Raw genomic sequence first — 16,705 nt, forward strand, 5'->3', positions numbered from 1 at the left:
TAGTGAACCAGGATAAGGGGCTATCTACAATTTTCCGGTGTCAGAATAATTTTACATTAAAAGTAAATCTTAGTTATATTGATCAGTCGACTATGATGAATGGAGAATCTACAATGGACAGTTTACAAGACGAACCCCCCTCGGCAACAGCATTAGAAGCTGATATCCTTACCTACGCCCAAGATGGTGACAAGCTCATGGTAAAGAACGGATGGATGGAAGAACCTCCCCAAGCCGAGGATCGATATCAATTAATAAGCCCTACTCAAATGTAATGTTATACGCTATGGAGAATCGGATCGAGAAGCTGCTATGGAGTATGGCCTTCCCAGGGCTTAGTCAACTTTTACATCGGAAATATTGGAAGGGGGTCCTCTTCATTGGCTTGGAATTTCTGGTCAATGTTCAATCCCACTTTAATGAGATCATTATGTCAAGTTTTCAAGGGGATATTCCAAAAGCGATTAGTCAAGCCAATTACCAATGGCTCATGTTTTATCCTTGCCTGTATTTTTTTGCTGCATGGGATACATACCGTGATGTGACAGGGGAAAAATCCCGATATTCTTACTTGCCATTTGTTTTATCTGCCTATTTAGTTACAGTGGGAGTCATGTACTCTCCTAGTTTTACAATTTTTGGATTATTGTTGGGACCGGTATGGTTGCCAATACTTTGCTGCTTTGTAGGAATAGGGCTAGGCTTGCCATTAAAATGGCTTTTGTTGAAGCTGATTCACGAAAGGGAAATGGATTGAATCAGCTCCTTCATCTTTTGCGCCGACCGCTGAAGCTGCTCTTGCTCCAACTCCGAGAGCTCTAGTTTGAGCACTTCGCGAACGCCGCTGCGATCCACGACGCAAGGGACGCCCAAATAGACATTCGATACCCCGTGATAATCCTGAAGCAGCGTCGAGACATTAAGCACAGCACCTTCGTCGCGAAGAATTGCGGTACAGATACGGTCGAGTGCGAGGGCGATCGCGTAGTAGGTAGCTCCCTTGGCCGAGATAATCTCATATGCCGCATCCCTCGTGTTCGTGAAAATTCTATCCTTCGTCTCCTCGTTGAATGGAATGCGGGTTCCGGCGATATTGGCCAGACTCCACACCGGGAGTTCGGAATCGCCATGCTCGCCGATGATATGCGCATGCACGCTGCGCGGATCGATGCCCAGCTCTTCTCCGATTAGGTAACGGAAACGCGAACTGTCGAGCAGCGTGCCCGAACCGATGATCCGCTGAACAGGCCACTGCGACTTCCGCCACGAAAAGTAGCTCATGATGTCCACAGGGTTGGAAGCGATCAGCAGAATGCCGTCCTGATTGTACTTGAGCACTTCCGTCATGATACTCTCGAAGATGCCGACATTCCTTTTTAACAGATCGACCCTCGTCTCGCCTGGCCTTTGGGCAGCTCCTGCTGTAATGATGATCACGCTGGCATCGCGGCAATCCTCGTATTCGCCCGCCCACACCTTCGTTTTTCCTAGGAAAGGGAGGCCGTGGTTCATATCGATCGCGTCGCCTTTCGCCTTGCCTTTGTTGGCGTCAATGAGCACCAGCTCATCCGCCCGCTCCCTCAGCAACAGTGTGTACGCCGTCGTCGCGCCGACAGCTCCTACGCCAATGATCACAATTTTCGTTTTATTCATCCAAATCGCCCTCCGTTAATGTAGTAGTCGAATTAAGATCTTCCAAATACGGTTTGTTCACATAGTGATACATCACGCCCATCAGCACTGCGCCGCCAATGATATTGCCCAGCGTGACGGGAATGAGATTATGAAACACCCCGCCGATGGATATCGTCCCAGGATGGTGCAGCACCAACGCGATCGCGAACGTGCACATATTGGCAATGCTATGTTCGTAGCCGGAGATAAAGAAGCAGAACACGAAGAGAACCATAGCGAACATCTTCGCTCCGTCTCCCTTGAGCGACAGAGGAACGAAGAAGGCCAGACAGACGAGCCAGTTACAGAGGATGGCCCGGAAGAACAGTTCCCCCATCGGCAGATTCATTTTTTTATCCACGACACTGAGCAGGAACTCGTTGACAGACGACTCCGCGAATAGTCCGGTCGTGTAGATTATGAGCGCGAAAAAGGCGGCACCGATGATGTTGCCTACGTAGGTATACAACCATAGCCGCAACACGGTACGCCACTTCATTTTCCGTCGCAGGGCCGTGTACGTGAAATAAAAGGTGTTACCCGTGAACAGGTCCCCTCCCCCGTAAGCGATCAGAATGATGGCCGCACCGAAAGTAATGGCTGCCATGGGGTACGTAAGCGGCGAATGTTCCCCATAAAAGAAGCTGCCCGTCTTGAACGCAACGATGACGCCGAACCCGATGAACATACTCGCGAGTGCGGAGCGCGCGATATACCTTAGACGGCTCATCTTGAATACTTTGAGCTTCTTCAAGGCAAGCTGTTCAACCTTCTCGAGAGCGGCAACTTCCATATGCACTCACCTCCGAACTTGATGGCATGCAGAGCAAAGATTTGATTGTATTTAGAGCAGTTAATATAGACGCCGGCAATGCTTCCTTAGAACAGATAGTAAATGAAAAGGTCAAATCTTGCTGTGATGTTTATCACATCCTAGTTCCGGCAAATTCCTGTGTGCAAACCTGTTTGCACACGAACAAAAGAGGGCTGCAACAGCCTGCCTCTCGACAACCTGTTACATCCCCCATTGCGCTCCTTCAAATTTTATGACACACTAGGGATATCCATATATTTACAGCCACGTGGCAAAGCATGCCCCGCTTCCTTTCCAGACCGGAAAGGACGGGGCTTTTTGTTTTTTGAAAAGCGAGGAGGACTGGGAATGGGATTTCAAATTGAACACGAGAAATGGATGATTAACCATCTAAAACGAAGAAAAGGGGAGCGACTCGATGCCCTGAAACGCGGTCATGGCTACGGAAATAGATTGTTCGTCGAAAAAGTTTGGTGGCCGCTTGTCGGTCATTTCCACGGGTTGCATCCAGAATATGAAGTGATGGATTGGCGAGGAAGATCCTACTTTATTGACTTCATGTGGAGGGTTGGTGCCTTGCAGATTGGATTGGAAATCATGGACTGTGGGTCCCACGGAAAGGACCGGACGAAATATCGCATGGATTTGAACCGGGGACTTTTTCTGCAGGCTCAAGACTGTGCGATCTACTACATCTCTTTGGATGAGCTAAAAGAAAATCCCTCGTTCATACTCTCCGCCTTGCGGAACATCTTGTCCCCTTATTTGACCGCGGTGCTAGGAGTTGCAAGAGCGGTTCCAAGACCCTTTTCAAAAATAGAACGAGACTTAATGCGAGCAGCCATTCGCCACAATCGTGTTCTTCGTCCAACTGCGGCAGCGCGAGAACTGGAACTTCATCCTATGACCGTCATAAAGTACTGTCGCATACTAGAGGAAAAAGGAAAGTTTCGATCGGTAGCCAGGGGCGCGTCTGGGCGGGTTATTTACTATGAATACGTGGGTTCCATCCAAAGTCCGGATTTAGTGTAACGTGTCCCTATAACCCTATGCTTCTGAAATGTATATGAAAAATCGTATAGAATTTACGTGAAAAAGGCAATTTTGACGATCCTGTATGAAAAATCATATAGAACCTGTCAATTTGCGCGTACTACAACAAATCGTATATGAAATATCATGCAGATTAACAGGCATTCAAATAGCGTGTGCGAGCAGTGACCCCTGCAAGTTACGGAAAAAAGGCGCAAAAGGGCCGCAGCAGCCCACCTCTCGGCAAACTGCCACAGCCCCCAGACCCGCGTCCGACGCGGCTCCAAACCTCTTACTCCTCACCCGTCGCAATCGGGTTCTCTTCCCACGAGATCCAATCGCTCCAGCTTCCGCTATAGAGCTTCACATTGTCGAAACCCGCTTCGTTCAGCGCGAGCACATTCGGGCACGCCGTCACGCCGGAACCGCAGTAGACGATGATTTCCTCAGCATCGCGCAGCGAAGCAAAATGCTGCTCCTGCTCCGCAGCCGTCTTCCAGGCGCCGTTCTCGCCGAGGACGCCTTTCCAGAAGAAGTTGCGCGCGCCCGGGATATGCCCCGCGGCCTTGTCGATCGGCTCCTCAAGCCCGAGGTAGCGCCGCTCTTCGCGCGAATCGACCAGCACAGTGCCCGGGCGGCCGAGCTTGTCCTTCACTTCGTCCATGGACGCCAGCATGCGGCGGTTCACCTTCGGCGAGAATGTGCGCGGGTAAGGCTGCGTCACTTCTGCCGTGACAGGGTATCCGGCCACTTTCCACGCCGCGTAGCCCTGATCCAACACATAGACCTCGGAATGCCCGAGGAACTTCAGCATCCACCATAAGCGCGAGGCCATCGCCCCGCCTTGGTCGTCGTACGCGACGACAGTTGTCGTGCCGTCGATGCCGAGGTTGCCGACCAGGATCGAGAACCCGCCGAGATCCGGCAGCGGATGACGCCCGCCGTGTGCCATGAGGGCGCCGGACATGTCTTTTTCCAGATCGACGTAGACGGCGCCCGGAATATGATCTTGTTCATACAGCGTGCGCCCCGAGTTCGGCTGTCCCAGCGCAAAGCGGCAATCCGCGATGACGATATTGGCGTCGCCCAATTGACCTAAGAGCCACGATTGACTTACGATATTTTCCACGGTTATGGCCACCTTCCCCACAAGTAATCGAGCAATCTTCCATCACCATCCATTTTAACGTAAAATGCCGAGGGACGAAAGTGACGATTGGGTTGGCAACGCTGCCGCTTAGGAGGGTCACCACTGCGGGTCTGCATGCCCCTTTTCCCGTATAATTACACGCCGAACCCAATGGAATACGAGCACGTTGAGCACATACACCGCGCAATACACAAAGAAGGAATAACCGATATGCCACCCTTTATAGGTGAACACATGCGCCAAAAGCGCCAACCACTCCAGACCCATGGTCAAAAGCGCGAAGAAGGCGATATACAGCACCCGGCGCATGCCTTTCAATCTCCACTTGTCGTACACGTTCAGCATAATGTAGACGACGGGAGGATAGGCAGCCACATACAGCAAGAAATCGAAGATCTCGTAATTCTCCGTATCATTCGCATCATAAAGATCAACAGGCGGAATCGCCAGCAAATAATCTCCTACCTTCCCCAAATAGAGATTGAATAAGACAAGAAAGATCGTCTGCACAGGCAACCACCGACGAGGCAGCATCCAACATATGGTGAGCACGACCACGGCGGCACCCATAATAAACCATTCATTGCTATCGAAATGCGCAGGCGGGTCGAGGATCATCGGCTTACCTGCTTTCTCCACATTGTGCGGAATCCATAAATAAAACAGACAGATAGCGTCAGTATAATTAACCAATCCAAGGAAGAATAGGCCATATTCCAATGATCAAACGTCAGTATGCCCCAAGCGTCCATCAGAAGCTCGCCGCCATAATTGCCGCATAGCCACGCTGCGATAAGCAACCCCTTGGCGAAAAAAGGCACAGCAGGAGAGAACAGACCGGCGATCAGCCACAACGTAACACAGGGGACGAGAATTAGAAGGTATAGGTTGATATACCAATACCCTGTAAACGTCGACGAATGGTTAAGCAGATCGAGATTTAGGGTGATCATGCCGTAGACTTCGATAATCAGGCTGCATAGGATCATAAAGGCAGCGGCAATTTCAACGGTTCGAAAGCTGTTTCGGAGAAACCGCAGGGAGTACAAGCCTGCAGCCGCTAGAGCACTCAATGCAATCAGAGGAAGTGTCATGGTCTGCACCTCGCCTCATTCGTATGGCCATATAATTTCCTCCAAAATTGGGCCTATACGCTTAGAGTTCCCTGCACCGTCAAGGAGCATGCGCGCTGCTATGGAAAAAACCTGAGGCTTCTGCCTCAGGTTCTTACGGGTTATACCTTTCGATTCTACTCGGGACTGCCGGCAGGATCGATGGAGTAGTCCTGCCAATCGCTGCGCTGGCCGCCCATTTTGTCGTAAAACGCCTGCGCGCGCGCGTTGTCCCGGGCCGTCACCCAGCTCATGTTCCCGTAGCCGTGCTTCGCCGAGTAGGCTTTGCACGCGAGAAACAGCTTGGCGGCCACATCTTTGCCCCGTTCGGACGCCACAACAAACAGATCGTTCATGACCGTCACCTGTGTCGCACGCAGCGTACTGTAGGTGAAATACAGCGTCGCAAAGCCGACAAGTCCGCCATCTTCCGCCACTGCGACGAACTGAATGCCGACAATCTGATCGAGCAGCTTATGGATCAGTGCGTTCAGCTTGTCCTCCTCCGGCGCCGGATATTGATAAAAATCAACAATATAAGCAAGCATTAATTCTCGCAATGCCGGAACATCATGGGGAACGGCTTCGCGAACGATGACTTGACTCATGTGCCCATGCCTCCTTAAATAGTAAGTATAAAAGAAATTGAAAGGAGCGCCCTCTATGTGCCGGCAGATCCCCTCGTTACCCTGGCGCCTCGTCCCGTTGACCGACACCCATTGTCAAGAGCTCTGCGCCTGGCGCTATCCCGAGCCGTACCATCAGTACAACTGGCCGGATTGGGCCGCCATGCTCGCGGAGCAGCGGGAGTTCGCCGACCCGGACATCCGCGCCGACCAGTACTGCGGCGCCGTCGATGAGGACGGCGGGTTGGTCGGATTCGCCCAGTTTTTTCCGATGGCGGGCGTCACGCGCCTCGGCCTCGGCCTGCGGCCGGACCTGTGCGGGCAGGGCCGCAGGGGCGGCGTGCGCGAGGCTGGCGGCGTCAGCAGACGCGATAAGGCCTGTACCGGCGAAAAAACCGCCGTCGAGGTCGCAGGCGATACGCCAAGCGATGGGCCGGATGACGGCGAAGCGCCGAGCTGTAGCCAGGACGCCGTCAACCTTGGGCGGCGCGCCGAACCGCACGAGCCCAGCGGCAATTGCGCCGTCCGTGACGGCCTTGGCACCGGCTTCGTGCGGCTGCTCGTCGCCGAAGCGCTGCGGCGTGCGCCCCATCCGTCGCACGAGGTCGACCTCGAAGTGTTCGTCTGGAACGAACGCGCGATTCGGGCTTATGAACGTGCCGGGTTTACGATCACCGACACGTACGACAAGTGGACGCCCGAGGGCGGCGAGCCCGTCCACTGCATGGTGTATACCGGACCGCGCCCACCGTCCGGCTAAGGCTGTGCCTGCTGCCGCTCGAACGCCGCGTCGAACTCGGCAGCGGTTGCCAAATCGAGCGGCGTCAGGCCGCCGGCGCTCCACGTCGTGAGCCGCAGCGTCACCATCCGATAATCGATCGCGATCATCGGATGGTGGTTCGCCGCCTCCGACAGCCGGGCGACCTCGTTCACGAACGCGATCGCGCCTAAGAACGCGCCGAACCGGTACTTGCGCGTGATCCATTTGTCGTCGCCTGCTTCCAGACTCCAGCCCGGCAACGCCAATAGCCCCGCTTCCACCTCAGCCTTGTCCAATTTCGCCATACGTCACGCTCCTCGCCAACAAGTTGTCGCGCCTCAACTGGACTTCCTCCAGTTTATTTCAAGCTATTTGTACATTTCCCGCCGATGAGCTGGAAAACCTCCAGTTCATTTTGGTAATTTCGCCGAATTTGTGCCTCAAAGCTGAAATGAGGTGGAGAAATTCCAGTTCAAGAGCCCGATTCCCCCGAAAATAGGAGAACGAACTGGAAGCATTCCAGTTCAACGCACAGGAGGCGAGAGGCGCTTGGGGTCACTACGGACGGAGGCTTCCACGAGGCACGCCCAAGCCCAATCTCCTGCTCCTGCTCAAGCCCTTCTACTCAAACCCAAAAGCCAGCTCGTCCGCGTCCACACCTGCATCGGCGCCCGCACCCGCGTCGCTCTCGCCTGCGTACGTGCGCAGCAGTTCCAGGAACGGCTGCCCGTAGTTGCGGAACTTGACCTCGCCGACACCCTTGATGCGCCGCATCGCGTCCTCCGTCGTCGGGCACTGCTCACTCATCTCGCGGAGCGTCGAGTCCGCGAAAATAATGTACGGCGGCACCTTCTCCCGCGCCGCCATCTCACGCCGCAGCAGCCGCAGCTGCTCGAACAGCGTGTTGTCCACCGCTGCCGCCGTGCGGACAGGCTGTCTGCGCACTTTCTGGTACACGGGCAGGCGACCTTGCAGCACCTCGGCCGCAGGCTGCAGCAGCCGCACTACCGGGTACTGCCCCTCGGACAGCTGCAGGAAGCCTTCCGAGATCAGCACGTTGATGAGCTCGGCGATCTCCTTTTCGGGCAGCTGGCTCATGATCCCGTGTGTCGGCAGGCGGTCGAACCGATAATCCATAATCTTTTTCGCGCGTGAGCCTTTCAGCACCGAAGCCACCATCGAGATGCCAAAACGCTCGTTCATGCGGCGAATGCAGGAGAAAATCTTTTGCGCCTCGACCGTTATGTCCACAGAGTCCCGATCATCCTTGCAGGACGAGCAGTTCCCACACGTATCCTTGACTTCCACTTCCCCGAAGTAGTGCAAAATAAAATTCCGCAAACAGCGCGGAGAGTAGCAGTAGTCGATCATCGTTTGCAGCTTTTTGTACTCGTTCGCCTTGCGCTCCGGCGTGAGCTGGTTCTGCTCGATAAGGAACTTCTGCGTCATAATGTCCTGCGCGCTGAATAACAAAATGCATTCACTCGGCTCCCCGTCACGACCGGCGCGCCCCGCTTCCTGGTAATACGCCTCCATGTTTTTCGGCATATTGTAGTGGATGACGTAGCGCACGTTGGACTTGTCGATGCCCATGCCGAACGCGTTCGTCGCGATCATGACGCGAATGTCGTCGTACAGGAACGCCTCCTGCATATAGGAGCGCTCGTCGTCCGTCAGCCCGGCGTGGTATTTGCCGGCGGCGAACCCTTTTTTGCGCAGGAGCTCGTACAGCTCTTCCACATCCTTGCGCGTCGCCGCATAAATAATGCCCGGCTGATGCGTGTGCCCGGCCACATACTTACCAATATAGTCGCGCTTGTTCTCACCCCGCAAAATCGTCAGCTCCAGATTGTCCCGGGAGAAGCCGTTGACGAAAATACCGGCGCCATCCAGCTCCAGCAGTCTTGCAATATCAGCCGTAACCTCTTCCGTCGCCGTCGCCGTAAAAGCAGCCACAATCGGCCGCTCCGGCAGGGAGCGGATAAACGGCGCGATCCCGACGTAACTCGGGCGGAAGTCGTGGCCCCACTGCGACACGCAGTGCGCCTCGTCGATTGCCACGAGCGGCAGCTTGAGCGCCGCCATGCGTGCGCGAAACCGCTCGGACTCCAGCCGCTCCGGCGCGATGTAGAGCAGCTTATACTTGCCCTGCATCGCCCCCTGCATCCGCTGCTCCACCTCACGCGCTTCCAGCGTCGAGTTGATGTACGTCGCAGGCACGCCGAGCGCCCCCAGCGCGTCCACTTGATCCTTCATTAACGAGATCAGCGGCGAAATGACGAGCGTCACCCCGTCCATCAGCAGCGCCGGTACCTGGTAGCAGATGGATTTTCCGCCGCCTGTCGGCATAATCCCCAGCGTATCCCGGCCCTCGAGCAGATTGGTGATGATACTGACCTGCCCGGCGCGGAATTCGGGATAACCGTAGACCTGCTGTAAAACTTTTCTAGCTTGATCGAGCATCTCCTCGCTCCCCTACCTTCTATACCAGATACACAATCGAGACCAGCTTCTCGCCGTCATGCACTTTCAGCACGTGGTTGGCCGCATCGTGGCGCACACTCCCCGCTCCCACCTGCATCACCGGCGCACTCCCCAAGCCGTAGAAAATATCGTCCGCCAGCGTACGCAAGCACTGTTCCTGCTCCTCCGGCTCCATCGCGCTCCAGTCTTCCGCTTCCATGTCGAGCAGCTCGTAAAAGCCGTTCACCATCTCGATGCCCTTCACAAAATCTGTGACAATATCCTTATATTCTCTGCCATATTTGATACCCATGCGTCTGACAGCTCCCTTCGCTTTGCAAAGCCTGTTGATATAGTTTCACTTTATCATATTATGGAGGAGAATGCAGGGTTAACGCCGCCCGTTACAATTTAATGAGGAAATAAATGGTCATCTGCTATTTTAAAAAAATCCCGTTTGGCATACACTAAGGAAATGGGCAATTTCGGAAAAAACTGTTACTATGGGAGTAGGAATGAACCGTTCGGAGGGTAGGAGCGCACACATGCTGAAACTGCAGATTCCCAAAAATCGAATGAACTACCTGATCAAACAGATCCCGCTTCATTTCGACGCCGCCCGTCTGGAGCAAGGGTGGGAGGCTTTTCATAAAGGCCGTGTGGCCGAAGTCGACCTCCAAGGTCTTAGCGTGGTCGCCACCGTCGCCGATCAGGCGATGCAAACCGCGGAGCTGAATTTGGAAAATTACGCGGAGAGCACGTGCACGTGCGAGGCCGGTGCGAACTGCCCCCATATCGGGGCGGTCTTTTTCTCCCTGTTCGTCCCCTATGGACGACCGGAGCTTCTGCTCCAACAGCTCAAGCAGCAGATTCATACCCGGCGCAAAACGACGCGCAGCGCAGCCCCCGTCCCGGAGCGCAAGCCCGCTCCTGCGGCCAATGTGCCGCAGGAGCATGCACTGCCCGTCGATTGGCACCGTTTTTTTGAAGGGAAGTTTCACGGCTTCTCCATTTCGCATCAGCATTCCATCGAGACGTTTTACGACTCGGCCTTGGAATCGCTGCCCCCTTTTGCGGCGAATTGGAAGCAGGACCTGCGCGAGCTCTACCAGTTTCATATCGTGCTGTTCATGATGCGCAAGATTGAGCAGTTTTATCAGGAGACGAAAAGCTCCTATTTGTCGTATTATCACGAAAACGGATGCCGGATCACCGCTAAACATTGTGAAGATAAGCTTGTCGAATGCGTAGAAAGCATGGACCTGAACCGAGCTTACAGCGCCGAACCGAAGCATTGGCACGCGACGATGCGGATGCTCGGTGAATCCGCCCTACAAGGCAAAGACAGCCCGATTGACTGGCTTTTCGTCTACCGCATCGTCTGGTGGAAGCTGACCAAGCAGGTGCAGGCGCAGCAGGAGGAAGTTTCGCGTCTGGAAACGCTGCTCGCCAAGAAGGAGATGCTGCCGAAGAAACGGGACGTATTGCTGGCTGCCAGGGCGCATTTTCATATTATGCAGGGCGAAACGGACCGGGCGTTCGCGCGCTTGGAGCAGCTCACGCATCCGCATGCGAAGGAATTCTTTTTATACGTGAACGCTTACTATCATGAAGGCCAATGGGAGCAAGTACTCGTGTGGCTGCGCTGGCTGTTCAACTCGATTGCGGCGGCGGGGCAGGACGATTTTCGCACCTTTTGCCAATATTGGCTGGATACGACGAAGCATCTCGCTTCCGACAGCGAATGGGTCGGGGTGATGGAGGCCCTCTTGCCGCGTTCCTACTATTACTATACCGCCTACCTCCTGCAAACGAACCGCTATCGGCAATGGGTGGATTTGCAGCTGGCCAACCGGATTTCGCCACTGAACTTGTATGGACTTGAGCTCAAAGCGATCGAGGATCACGACCCCGCGCTGCTCCTGCCGCTCTACCATCAAGCCGCGGAGCGTGCCGTATTGGAGAAAAACCGTGCTTCCTACAAAACCGCTGTCCGCCTGCTGAAAAAGCTGCACAGCATCTATAAATCGATTGGCCAGGACGACCGCTGGGAGCACTATATTTATCGCTTGGCGGATAAATTCTCCCGCTTGCGTGCTTTTCAAGAAGAGCTGAAGAAAGGAAAATGGATTCGATGATCGAGACCAGCGCGCTGACCGTCCATGCCGGCTCTTTGCCGAATGGCCATCTGTTCCTGTGGGGCTCCCGCGCAAACGGCGGCATATGGGACGCTCTTGATTTGAAAAATATGCTGTTCGCCTGGCATCGCGAATCGTTCTTCGGCACCTTCTTCGAGCCGAGCGAATGGCAGAACCGGGAAGGCATCGAGCTGCTGCCTCTGGAAGCGCTTGATTATTTTAGCTCACCGGAGCCCGTGCAGCATCTCAAGCTGATCTGGGATCCGACGTGTCAGGACCTGTTGAAGCTGGCCCCTGCGCTGCGCGAGGCGCTCGCCACCGGCAGCTTCATGCCCGATTATGAAAAATGGAAAGCCGGCGAAATCGGCTGGAAGCTTCGGCTCTCGGAAGAGCTGCAAGCGTTGGAGTCGCCAACGATGCTCCGCTGGATTCACGCGCTCGTGCCAGAATGGGTCGACCGCGACGGCGTCATGAAGGATACCCTGCGCAAGCTGGAAGCGGCGCACCCGCTCATGAGCCGCGGCGAGCTCGACAGCTCGTTGTGGCTCGACGAGGAGGACTGGCTCGTCGCGATCGGCTGGCGCCAGGACCGCACGCCGATGCGTACGTGCCTGCAGCTCGCTGAGCCGGACCTGGCGCACGGCGCAGGCTGGCGGCTGCGCGTGCTGCTGCAGGACCGGCTGGCGCCGGAGGTGCTGCGCACCGTCACGACCGACGGCGAGCCGGTCGCGGGTGAACAGCCACTGCCGGAGGCGTGGCTGGAGGAAGTGGGCCGCGTCTCCCGGGACGCGGCGAAATGGGTGCGCATCCTGCCATGGCTGGATGCGGGAGACGGCACCCTCCGTCAGACCCTGACGGAGGAGGAGGCTTGGCGCTTCCTCGCCGAGGGAAGCGTCCGATTGGTTGAGGCCGGCACGAGCGTGTTCCTCCCGGCCTGGTGGGAGCGCATCCGCAAGCAGCGGCCCAAGCTGCGCGCGAAGATCAAATCGTCCGTGGGCTCCGCCCGCGAAACGATGTTCGGGCTCACCCAGCTCATGCAGTTCGACTGGAAGCTGGCGGTTGGCGATCTCGAACTCACAGAGGAAGAGTTCTATCAGTTGCTGGAAGAGAAGCGCAAACTCGTGCAGATTCGCGGCAACTGGATTCAGCTCGATCCGCGCTTCATGGCGCAGGTCGAGCTGATCATGAAGAAGGTGCAGAAGAAGCAGGGCCTGTCGTTTCGCGATGTATTGGAGCTGCATTTTGCCGGGGAGGCTGGAGATTTACTGCCGGTTGATGACGATCCCGATGCGCAGCGCTACCTCGACATGGAGGTGGAGCTGAACGAGCAGCTCACCCAGATGATCGAACAGTTGACGCAGACCGCGTCCATCCCGAAAGCCGAGCCTCCGCCGAGCTTCCATGGCTCGCTGCGGCATTACCAGGTTGACGGCATTTCGTGGCTGCTCTTCCTGCGCCGCTTCGGGCTTGGCGGCTGTCTGGCCGACGACATGGGCCTCGGCAAAACGATCCAATGGATCACTTATTTGCTGACGGTCAAAGAGTCGGAGGCACCGGCGACGCCTTCCCTGCTGATCTGTCCAACGTCCGTGTTGGGCAACTGGCAGATGGAGCTCAAGCGCTTCGCCCCTTCCCTGAAGGTGCACCTGCACTACGGGCCGGGCCGGTTGAAAGGCGCAGCCTTCAAAGAAAAGCTGGTGGGCGGCTGCGACCTCGTGCTGACCTCTTATACGTTGTCTCATTTGGATGAAAGCGAGCTCGGCGACATCGTCTGGAACTCGATCTGTCTCGATGAGGCGCAAAACATCAAAAACGCCTACACCAAGCAAGCCTCCGCGATCCGCCGGCTGAACGGATATCATCGCATTGCGCTGACCGGGACGCCGATCGAGAATCGGCTGACGGAGCTGTGGTCGATTTTTGACTTCGCGAATCCCGGCTATCTAGGGACGGTGCGCGAGTTCACGCATCGCTATGTGAATGCGATTGAGCGAACGCAGGACAGCGAGACGATCGGCAAGGTGCAAAAGCTGATCCGGCCGTTCCTGCTGCGGCGGGAGAAGAAGGACCCGGCGATTCAACTCGATTTGCCGGAAAAGAACGAATCCAAAACATTTATCTCGTTGACGGCCGAGCAGGGCTCGCTGTACGAGAATTATATTCAAGACATGTTCGAGCGGCTGGATAAGCTCTCGACGATGGAGCGGCGCGGCCTCATTCTCGCCGCATTGACGAAGCTCAAGCAGGTGTGCAACCACCCTTCGCTTCTTTTAAAGGAAGGGCTTGGCGCCCCGTGGAGCGGACGCTCCAACAAGCTCGAGCGCCTGCTCGAGATGGTGCTCGAGCTGCGCCAGGAAGGCGACAAATGCTTGATTTTCACGCAATTTGTCGAGACGGGTACCCTGCTGCAGCATGTGCTTCAGCAGGAGCTCGGCGAGCCCGTGCTGTTCCTGCACGGGGGCACCCCCAAGGCGTCGCGCGACGAGATGATCGCGACGTTCCAGGATGCGGATCGCCCGGCGGGAGCGCAGCGCAATGTGTTTGTGCTTTCGCTGAAGGCCGGGGGCATCGGTCTGAACCTGACGGCGGCGAACCATGTGTTCCACTACGATCGCTGGTGGAATCCCGCCGTCGAGAATCAGGCGACCGACCGCGCCTTCCGGATCGGGCAGACGCGGCACGTGCAGGTGCACAAGTTCGTGACCCTCGGCACGCTCGAGGAGCGCATCGACGAGATGATCGAGCGGAAGCTCGGCCTGAGCCAGCAGATCGTCGGCTCCGGCGAGAACTGGATCACCGAGCTGTCGACCGACGAGCTGCGGGATCTGTTCTCGCTGCGTCGCGAGTGGGTGGAGGCTTAGCGCGGAGAAAAGTAGTGCCGGGCGCGGCAGCTTGACTACGCATGGCCGGGTTCACTGGTAAGGTCTGTACTCCACGCTGCGATGGTACCCGTGCTATTGTGAAGACCTGTACGCTTGCTGCGCTGGTACCCGTGCTGCTGTGGAGGCTTGTGTCCGTTTAAAGCTGGTTGCTTGTTGGTTCTGGTGCTACGGCCCCCGCCCCTCGAAACAACCGCTGCTGGTGGCAGCCTTTGCTCATTCTGGCACTACTCCACCACGCGCACACTGCCCACCTGCATTTTGTACAGCAAATTCACGCAATTGGCTCTAATCCGACGGGAGAACCTGCATTTTGTACATGTAAATTCGGCCATTCCCCCTTCGAAAGGGGGAAAACGGCCGGTGGGCAGCATATTACCTGTAGAATTTGCAGGTTTTTCTTCTTTTTAAGCCAATTTGGGCGAAAAAGATGTAGGTTTTACAGTAAACTGCCGCCAAGAGGAGCCGAAGCTGGGCACAGGTCCTATAGCGGGATCTTTGGAGCAGTCCGAACGTCGATTGCCAGACTCCTACGAGCCAGGCGAGCATCCTCCCTCCCATCGTGCCGCGAAGCCTGCACGCCAGCAGCAGAACAAAAGAGGTTATCCCAAGCTCCCGCCTGAGATAACCTCTTTTGTTCTCGGTACGCCTGCTAAGACGTTGACGCTATCGTGCTATCGCACCACTGCTTGGCACCGCATCGACTTCACATCAACAAATCCAAGAACAAGTAATACCCTTCGCTCAGCGCACAAGAGTACGTTCGGATCTGCTGCGACGTGTCCAGATCGGTATATGGCTGCGATAGAATCCCTTGCTTTTGCATGTCCATCATCAGAATGTTCGAGATAAAGTAAGGCCTCCACGTCCAGTTCGCCCCACGGTAGCTTTCATCCTTGCCCCACCCTTCCTCACGGCGGGTATAATTCGACGAGGTTTGATAACCGTCCTCTCGGCAGATATAGATGCGGATGCACTGCTCCGACACATTGCGGATCGCCTGTTCGATCAGCGCGTCCGCATCTCCCGCCGAAGTGATAACATACGAGGCATGCACCAGCTCGTCCAAACTCTGCGGAACGGTCAATAGACTGTTGTAGCGCTCGAACTCCTGCCGGCCGAACAGCTTCATTTCTTCTTTAAGCATCAGCTTGAACGTATCCTTTGGCAGCAGATCCGGCTCCGCCTTGGCGAACAAATAGCCCTGCACGTACCGGGCTCCGACTTGCAGCGCGCTTTGCAGCTCCTTCTTTGTCTCGACGCCTTCGACCAGCAATGAAGCTCCCATCTGCCCCGCCAAGATCGAAAACGACTGCATCAAAGCTTTGTAACCGTCATGGAAAAGACTTTTTTTCAAAATGTTTAGATCCATTTTCAAAATCTTCGGCTGCAGACTCGCAATCCGGTCAAAATTGCTAAATCCGCTCCCCACATCGTCAATCGCAATCGTACAGCCGAATTCGCGATACTGTTCAACAATCCAGGTCAGCTCCTGCAAGCCGCCGGTAAACTCTTCCTCCGTAATCTCAATGACAATGCGGGAGGAATCGACACCGTACTTTTTGAGAAGTTCAATCGTCGGCAGTTTGCCCGTTCGCTTAAACGTCCGATAAATCCACGAAGGCTTAAGATTAATGAACAGCATACCGTCATTCGCCGTGGACGCCAAGCGCTGGATGGCCTGTTCCCTGAGATGCCGATCAATCATAAGGTGCATCTCTTCCGGGATGTCAGGGTTATGGAAGAAAGCCCCTAAACTTTCCACACCGCTCTCCCGAACATGCCGGCCCAGCGTTTCGTACCCAATGATTTCTTGGCTTTGCAAGGAAAGTATAGGCTGAAAAAACGGTTTTACCTCATGCCGTGGCGGAATCCTGATGTTTTTCACCTGCACCGTGCGCCTCCTGTTGCGTTCAAATCCATGAGAACATGGTTATCGGACGATGTATTTGACCATATTGTAAACGACATTCCCACTTCTTGCAATCTATTATGTCAGAATACATAACATTACCGCGTTTTGCAGGATTTTGTAACCCTTTGTCGAAATTTTTGCA

The 16,705-nt window shown here is 55.3% G+C and carries 16 protein-coding genes; 6 read left to right on the forward strand and 10 right to left on the reverse strand.

Annotated elements, in window-relative coordinates; translation table 11 throughout:
* Positions 1-2 precede the first annotated feature (2 nt).
* Positions 3-275: a hypothetical protein gene (locus EJQ19_RS32845; protein WP_126141857.1), complete on the forward strand. Its 273-nt coding sequence runs from the start codon at positions 3-5 to the stop codon at positions 273-275.
* 110 nt (positions 276-385) lie between these two features.
* Positions 386-757 carry a hypothetical protein gene (locus tag EJQ19_RS14015; RefSeq protein ID WP_338143332.1) on the forward strand — a complete coding sequence of 124 codons (372 nt, stop codon included), beginning with the start codon at positions 386-388 and terminating at the stop codon, positions 755-757.
* On the opposite strand, the gene EJQ19_RS14020 is transcribed toward EJQ19_RS14015, so the two are convergent.
* Both EJQ19_RS14020 and EJQ19_RS14025 read right to left on the reverse strand, forming a co-directional pair.
* Complete coding sequence (locus EJQ19_RS14020) at positions 736-1,653, reverse strand: L-lactate dehydrogenase (protein ID WP_126141859.1); 918 nt, start codon at positions 1,651-1,653, stop codon at positions 736-738. The two genes, EJQ19_RS14015 and EJQ19_RS14020, sit on opposite strands and share 22 nt — an antisense overlap.
* Positions 1,646-2,467: a formate/nitrite transporter family protein gene (locus EJQ19_RS14025; protein ID WP_126141860.1), complete on the reverse strand. Its 822-nt coding sequence runs from the start codon at positions 2,465-2,467 to the stop codon at positions 1,646-1,648. Before EJQ19_RS14025 ends, EJQ19_RS14020 begins: the two co-directional genes overlap by 8 nt.
* 369 nt (positions 2,468-2,836) lie before the next feature.
* Here EJQ19_RS14025 and EJQ19_RS14030 point away from each other — a divergent pair, with 369 nt between their 5' ends.
* Positions 2,837-3,520 carry a hypothetical protein gene (locus tag EJQ19_RS14030; protein WP_126141861.1) on the forward strand — a complete coding sequence of 228 codons (684 nt, stop codon included), beginning with the start codon at positions 2,837-2,839 and terminating at the stop codon, positions 3,518-3,520.
* Positions 3,521-3,812: 292 nt separating this feature from the next.
* Here the strand turns inward: EJQ19_RS14030 and EJQ19_RS14035 are convergent, their stop codons facing one another.
* From EJQ19_RS14035 to EJQ19_RS14050, 4 genes are all read right to left on the reverse strand, one after another.
* On the reverse strand, positions 3,813-4,649 hold the full coding sequence (locus EJQ19_RS14035; RefSeq protein WP_126141862.1) for a sulfurtransferase: 837 nt from the start codon (positions 4,647-4,649) through the stop codon (positions 3,813-3,815).
* A 117-nt stretch (positions 4,650-4,766) separates the two neighbouring features.
* Positions 4,767-5,309: a hypothetical protein gene (locus tag EJQ19_RS14040; RefSeq protein ID WP_126141863.1), complete on the reverse strand. Its 543-nt coding sequence runs from the start codon at positions 5,307-5,309 to the stop codon at positions 4,767-4,769.
* Positions 5,285-5,764 (reverse strand): hypothetical protein, encoded by a 480-nt coding sequence (locus tag EJQ19_RS14045; RefSeq protein WP_126141864.1) that lies wholly within the window; start codon positions 5,762-5,764, stop codon positions 5,285-5,287. The genes EJQ19_RS14040 and EJQ19_RS14045 overlap by 25 nt, the downstream gene beginning before the upstream one ends.
* A 155-nt stretch (positions 5,765-5,919) precedes the next feature.
* The gene (locus EJQ19_RS14050; protein WP_126141865.1) at positions 5,920-6,390 is read right to left on the reverse strand and encodes a GNAT family N-acetyltransferase; all 471 of its coding nucleotides are present in this window, start codon (positions 6,388-6,390) and stop codon (positions 5,920-5,922) included.
* A 55-nt stretch (positions 6,391-6,445) separates the two neighbouring features.
* Between EJQ19_RS14050 and EJQ19_RS32960 the strand changes: the two genes are divergently transcribed.
* Positions 6,446-7,168 (forward strand): GNAT family N-acetyltransferase, encoded by a 723-nt coding sequence (locus tag EJQ19_RS32960; protein WP_126141866.1) that lies wholly within the window; start codon positions 6,446-6,448, stop codon positions 7,166-7,168.
* Here the strand turns inward: EJQ19_RS32960 and EJQ19_RS14060 are convergent.
* The 3 genes from EJQ19_RS14060 to EJQ19_RS14070 form a co-directional block, all read right to left on the reverse strand.
* Positions 7,165-7,473 (reverse strand): 4a-hydroxytetrahydrobiopterin dehydratase, encoded by a 309-nt coding sequence (locus tag EJQ19_RS14060; protein ID WP_126141867.1) that lies wholly within the window; start codon positions 7,471-7,473, stop codon positions 7,165-7,167. The two genes, EJQ19_RS32960 and EJQ19_RS14060, sit on opposite strands and share 4 nt — an antisense overlap.
* Positions 7,474-7,789: 316 nt before the next feature.
* Positions 7,790-9,631: a DNA helicase RecQ gene (gene recQ, locus EJQ19_RS14065; RefSeq protein WP_126141868.1), complete on the reverse strand. Its 1,842-nt coding sequence runs from the start codon at positions 9,629-9,631 to the stop codon at positions 7,790-7,792.
* Between the two features lie 19 nt (positions 9,632-9,650).
* The gene (locus EJQ19_RS14070; protein WP_126141869.1) at positions 9,651-9,944 is read right to left on the reverse strand and encodes a hypothetical protein; all 294 of its coding nucleotides are present in this window, start codon (positions 9,942-9,944) and stop codon (positions 9,651-9,653) included.
* 232 nt (positions 9,945-10,176) lie between these two features.
* On the opposite strand from EJQ19_RS14070, the gene EJQ19_RS14075 reads away from it, so the two are divergent.
* Both EJQ19_RS14075 and EJQ19_RS14080 read left to right on the forward strand, forming a co-directional pair.
* The gene (locus EJQ19_RS14075) at positions 10,177-11,769 is read left to right on the forward strand and encodes an SWIM zinc finger family protein (RefSeq protein WP_126141870.1); all 1,593 of its coding nucleotides are present in this window, start codon (positions 10,177-10,179) and stop codon (positions 11,767-11,769) included.
* The gene (locus EJQ19_RS14080; protein ID WP_206438417.1) at positions 11,757-14,630 is read left to right on the forward strand and encodes a DEAD/DEAH box helicase; all 2,874 of its coding nucleotides are present in this window, start codon (positions 11,757-11,759) and stop codon (positions 14,628-14,630) included. The genes EJQ19_RS14075 and EJQ19_RS14080 overlap by 13 nt, the downstream gene beginning before the upstream one ends.
* 724 nt (positions 14,631-15,354) lie before the next feature.
* On the opposite strand, the gene EJQ19_RS14085 is transcribed toward EJQ19_RS14080, so the two are convergent.
* Positions 15,355-16,536 (reverse strand): EAL domain-containing protein, encoded by a 1,182-nt coding sequence (locus EJQ19_RS14085; protein ID WP_164716550.1) that lies wholly within the window; start codon positions 16,534-16,536, stop codon positions 15,355-15,357.
* Positions 16,537-16,705: the final 169 nt, after the last annotated feature.

Origin of the sequence: Paenibacillus whitsoniae (assembly GCF_003955665.1) — a bacterium.
GTDB lineage: Bacteria > Bacillota > Bacilli > Paenibacillales > NBRC-103111 > Paenibacillus_E > Paenibacillus_E whitsoniae.

What these genes read in the sequence shown, in the direction of transcription:
- EJQ19_RS14050 (WP_126141865.1), bottom strand. Translation starts at nt 6,390, where the DNA reads ATGAGTCAAGTCATCGTTCGCGAAGCCGTTCCCCATGATGTTCCGGCA.
- EJQ19_RS14075 (WP_126141870.1), top strand. Translation starts at nt 10,177, where the DNA reads ATGCTGAAACTGCAGATTCCCAAAAATCGAATGAACTACCTGATCAAA.
- EJQ19_RS14045 (WP_126141864.1), bottom strand. Translation starts at nt 5,764, where the DNA reads ATGACACTTCCTCTGATTGCATTGAGTGCTCTAGCGGCTGCAGGCTTG.
- EJQ19_RS14060 (WP_126141867.1), bottom strand. Translation starts at nt 7,473, where the DNA reads ATGGCGAAATTGGACAAGGCTGAGGTGGAAGCGGGGCTATTGGCGTTG.
- EJQ19_RS14020 (WP_126141859.1), bottom strand. Translation starts at nt 1,653, where the DNA reads ATGAATAAAACGAAAATTGTGATCATTGGCGTAGGAGCTGTCGGCGCG.
- EJQ19_RS14080 (WP_206438417.1), top strand. Translation starts at nt 11,757, where the DNA reads ATGGATTCGATGATCGAGACCAGCGCGCTGACCGTCCATGCCGGCTCT.
- recQ (WP_126141868.1), bottom strand. Translation starts at nt 9,631, where the DNA reads ATGCTCGATCAAGCTAGAAAAGTTTTACAGCAGGTCTACGGTTATCCC.
- EJQ19_RS14070 (WP_126141869.1), bottom strand. Translation starts at nt 9,944, where the DNA reads ATGGGTATCAAATATGGCAGAGAATATAAGGATATTGTCACAGATTTT.
- EJQ19_RS32960 (WP_126141866.1), top strand. Translation starts at nt 6,446, where the DNA reads ATGTGCCGGCAGATCCCCTCGTTACCCTGGCGCCTCGTCCCGTTGACC.
- EJQ19_RS14025 (WP_126141860.1), bottom strand. Translation starts at nt 2,467, where the DNA reads ATGGAAGTTGCCGCTCTCGAGAAGGTTGAACAGCTTGCCTTGAAGAAG.
- EJQ19_RS14030 (WP_126141861.1), top strand. Translation starts at nt 2,837, where the DNA reads ATGGGATTTCAAATTGAACACGAGAAATGGATGATTAACCATCTAAAA.